We start from the raw sequence: 2,877 nt of genomic DNA, 5'->3' as shown, positions 1-2,877 counted from the left end.
GTCCCAGGAAGCGGTCAGGCGGTCCCAGGAAGTGGGCAGTCGGTCCCAGGGAGCCATGCCGCCTCCGTCTCCGCCGTTCTTGCTACTCCCTAGTAAGGTATCCGCTCCGGCGGCCTGCGAATCGCATGGGCGCCTGACCTGCGTCTCTGGCGGGGCACGGGGTTCGTCTGGAATTGTTCGTTCTGCTCAGCCGGCTCGCAGGGGGGACGACACATGTGGCCCGGGTCGAACGTGCCGATGGGCCCGCCGCCCATGGGCCCGGGGCCGCCGGGCGGGCCGGGGCCGTCGTGGGGTCCCGCGCCGCCGATCAGGCCGTCCGCCGGCTGGTACGCCCTGCCGATCATCCTGGTCGTGGTCGCCGCCATCGGGTTCTTCGCCCTGGTCGCGTTCCTCTGGGACGACTCGGAGACCGCGGACGGGTCGTCCTCGTCCGGCGACCCCGTGGCCGGGGTGACGATCGATTTGTCGCGGGGGTTCGGCTACTTCCTCTACGTCCGCACCGGCGGCTCGTCGCCGTTCGCCTGCTCGGTCAAGGTGGGCGACCGGTCCGGGCCCATCCAGCTGACGCGGAAGAACTCCTGGAGCGCGTCCGACCATCCGTCGTACCGCTACACCGCCTCGTTCGAGGCGCCCGTCTCCGGGGCGGCGCTGCTCACCTGCCGCGGCACCGACGGCCCCATCCTGGTGACACCGGACGACACCGTCCACGGGTACCTCGGCCTCGGCCTCCTGGCCGCGGTGGGGTCAGGGGTGATCGCGGTGATCGCGTTCACGGTCACCGCCGTCCGCCGCAGCGGTGCCAAGCGGCGCGCCGCCGCAGCGGTCTTCCCGGTCGACAGCCCCCCGTACCGCTACTGACCGAGCCCGGGGACCGGGGCGCGTCAGGAGGTGAGTTCGCGTTCCAGCGGGGTGCGGAAACGGGGTATCGCGCGGACGTCGCCGTACCAGGCGGCCATGCGCGCGGCCTCCCGCTCGATCGCCGCCCCGGCGTCGGCGCCGACGTCCTCCAGGACGCGGACGGCGATCTCACCGTCCTTGCGCTGGCCCCAGCCGCCGACGATCCGGCCGTCCCACCAGACGGACGGGCCGATGTTGCCGTTCCGGTCGAACAGCCGGGGGCCGTGGTCGCCGAGGAACCAGCCCCGCTCCTGCCAGCCCATCGGCGTCGGGTCGAGGGCGGGCAGCAGCGCCGCCCACGGCCCGGGCGCGGGCTCCGGCTCCAGGTCGTCCGACAGCGCGAGCCCGGTGGCGCCGCCGAGGTCGACCTCGGTGACGTCGAGGAGCGCGAGGGCCTTCTTGACGTCGCCGGCGTTCCAGCCCGTCCACCACTTCAGGTCGGAGACCGGGGCGGGGCCGAACGCGCGCAGCCACCGGCGGACGAGCTCGGCGCGGGCCGCGGCGGCCGGGACCTCCTCGATGCCGCCGGGCAGCCACGCCTCGATCGGCGACCATTTGTACTGGCTGCTGGTCCATGATCCGTTCGGGCGGCCGCGGACGACGAGGCCCTCGCAGCCGAGCGTGACCAGGATCCACGTGGTGACGTTCGTGGGCCTGGAGTACGACTTGCCGGGCGCGGGGTCGACCCGCGTCCGCAGCCGTGGCTCGTCGGCGCTGAGCTGCGCGCCCGTCGCCTCCCCGCGTGCCAGCAGCGCCTCGTGCGCGGCCTTCTCGACCGCCGCGAACCAGGCGGGCACGTCGGGGATGTCGCTGCCGCGCTCGATGATGCGGGCGTAAGTGGCGCGCTGCTTGGCGGCCAGGGAGTTCGCCGTGGACGCCTGCAGCACCGGGACGAGCTCGACGGGCGCGACGAACATCGTCCGCCGCATCGCGAGCATCCGCAGCAGCGTGCGGTCGTCGTACAGGGCCCGCTCCAGCGCCTCCGGGACGGCGGCGACGCTGCGGGCCGCGACCGACAGGAACACGGTCGCGGGGTCGGTGGCGTGCAGCACCACCATGGACCGCGCGATGTCGAGGACGTCGTCGGTCCTCGCCCTGGGGGACAGGCGGTGGCGGGCGCCGAGCCGGGCGCGGCGCTCCGCCACGTTCATCGAACGCATGAGCGAAGCCTAGCGCGTCCGGCCGGGTCAGCCGCCCCCGCCGCCGGAGATCTTGACGACGACCTTGTCCTTGGTGACGGACTGGACCGAGACGTCGAACCCCTCGGCCTGCTCGCCCTCGCCGGCGGGCACCGTCACGGTCTGCCCGGCGATCTTGAGCGTGACCAGCTGGCCCTCCACCTTCACCAGCTCGGCCTTGATGCCGAGGATGGAGGCGCTCGCGTCGACGCCGCGGTCGAACGTCACCGTGCAGGAGTTCACGCCGCAGTCGGTGGTGGCGTTGGTGCCCTCGCCGCTGCACGCGGCCGCGGCACCGAGGGGGAGCAGGAGGAACGGCAGGACGGCCAGCTTCCGCCGAACGGGAAAGGAGGTCATGCCGGGGAGTCTAGGGGCACGCTCCCAGCGGCGGCGCCCTCCGGAAGGCGGATCCGCGGGCGCCGGATGTAGTCCCGCGCGGTGACGGAACTGGATCTTCCGCCGCCGTCGTGTTTCGCTGGACCGGTGACCAGTGACGACGCCGAGGAGACGCGGCCCATGGTGGGGCCGGTGGTGTGCGCGGCGCTGGGCCTGGAGGCCCGCGCGGTCCGGCGCGGCCTCGCCCGCACGCCCGTCGTGGTCGTCGGCTACCGCGCCCGCCGCGCCGACCGGATCCCGGACGCCTGCGCCGCGCTCGTCGTCGTCGGCTTCGGCGGCGCGCTCGACGAACGGCTGCGGCCCGGGGACGTCCTGGTCGCCGACGAGATCCGCGGCTCCGGGCCGTTCCGGGGGTGGCTCTTATACACATCTACGAGCCCACGAGACCCTAAGACGAGACCCTAAG

4 protein-coding genes are annotated in these 2,877 nt (G+C 73.7%); 2 read left to right on the top strand and 2 right to left on the bottom strand.

What is annotated here, in order from left to right:
* The first annotated feature begins 213 nt into the window (after window positions 1-213).
* Complete coding sequence (locus ETD83_RS40945) at window positions 214-858, top strand: hypothetical protein (protein ID WP_138650622.1); 645 nt, start codon at window positions 214-216, stop codon at window positions 856-858.
* Between the two features lie 23 nt (window positions 859-881).
* Here ETD83_RS40945 and ETD83_RS40940 read toward each other — a convergent pair whose 3' ends face one another.
* Both ETD83_RS40940 and ETD83_RS40935 read right to left on the bottom strand, forming a co-directional pair.
* Entirely contained in the window at window positions 882-2,057 is a 1,176-nt protein-coding gene (locus tag ETD83_RS40940) for a winged helix DNA-binding domain-containing protein (RefSeq protein ID WP_138650621.1), read from the bottom strand.
* Between the two features lie 27 nt (window positions 2,058-2,084).
* Window positions 2,085-2,432, bottom strand: a complete 348-nt coding sequence (locus tag ETD83_RS40935; protein WP_138650620.1) for a hypothetical protein — start codon at window positions 2,430-2,432, stop codon at window positions 2,085-2,087.
* Between the two features lie 126 nt (window positions 2,433-2,558).
* Between ETD83_RS40935 and ETD83_RS40930 the strand changes: the two genes are divergently transcribed.
* Complete coding sequence (locus ETD83_RS40930; RefSeq protein ID WP_171064729.1) at window positions 2,559-2,876, top strand: nucleoside phosphorylase-I family protein; 318 nt, start codon at window positions 2,559-2,561, stop codon at window positions 2,874-2,876.
* Window position 2,877: the final 1 nt, after the last annotated feature.

The organism is Actinomadura soli, from assembly GCF_005889715.1.
Lineage (GTDB): Bacteria > Actinomycetota > Actinomycetes > Streptosporangiales > Streptosporangiaceae > Spirillospora > Spirillospora soli.
Note: the sequence above shows the minus strand (reverse complement) of the source record. Positions and strands in the feature narration are given on the sequence as shown.

Excerpts from the sequence above, each read along its gene's own strand:
- ETD83_RS40940 (WP_138650621.1), bottom strand. The coding sequence starts at position 2,057 with ATGCGTTCGATGAACGTGGCGGAGCGCCGCGCCCGGCTCGGCGCCCGC.
- ETD83_RS40935 (WP_138650620.1), bottom strand. The coding sequence starts at position 2,432 with ATGACCTCCTTTCCCGTTCGGCGGAAGCTGGCCGTCCTGCCGTTCCTC.
- ETD83_RS40945 (WP_138650622.1), top strand. The coding sequence starts at position 214 with ATGTGGCCCGGGTCGAACGTGCCGATGGGCCCGCCGCCCATGGGCCCG.